This window comes from Alistipes sp. DJF_B185 (assembly GCF_964250025.1).
GTDB classification, from domain to species: Bacteria; Bacteroidota; Bacteroidia; order Bacteroidales; family Rikenellaceae; genus Alistipes; species Alistipes finegoldii.
On sequence record NZ_CAXUDY010000108.1, the window covers coordinates 1 to 530 of the forward strand.

Genomic DNA, 530 nt, shown 5'->3' on the forward strand with positions numbered 1-530 from the left:
CGGTTTTTCGGAGTGGAGTTTTCCGACGGGGAAATCTGCATCAAGGTATTGGACAGCGTTGAAGCCATACGGCAGGAGGGCGAGGCCATGCACCATTGCGTGTTTACCAACGAATACTATCTGAAAGCCGACTCGCTCATACTCTCGGCCACAATCGACGGCAAACGTATCGAAACGATAGAGGTGTCCCTAAAACGCATGGAGGTCGTGCAGAGCCGTGGCGTGTGTAACAAGAATACCCCATACCACGGGCAAATACTGAAACTGATGAAGGGGAACATGTCCCTTATACGGAAACGAATGACAGCATAAAAATCGGGGCGGCGAAAGCCGCCCGCAAAAACAAAATAGAATGAACCAAATAGCATATAAATTCGTGTCGTGGGACGTTCCCGCACTCGAAAGCCTTGCAGGCTCAAAAGCGTACATATTACGCAAACGGCTCAATGACGGGGGAACGCTCACCCGTGAGGAGAAAGACTGGATTACCCGTGAGGTAAACCATAACACCTATTTCAAGGACTCCATTC

General features: G+C 50.0%; 1 protein-coding gene and 1 pseudogene. Both read left to right on the forward strand.

Annotated features, from left to right (window positions below):
- The coding region (locus ACESTR_RS16465; RefSeq protein ID WP_373179474.1) for a PcfJ domain-containing protein at positions 1 to 312 on the forward strand (312 nt) is incomplete at its 5' end.
- Between the two features lie 40 nt (positions 313 to 352).
- A pseudogene (locus ACESTR_RS16470) lies at positions 353 to 530 on the forward strand (molybdenum ABC transporter ATP-binding protein); the annotation flags it as partial.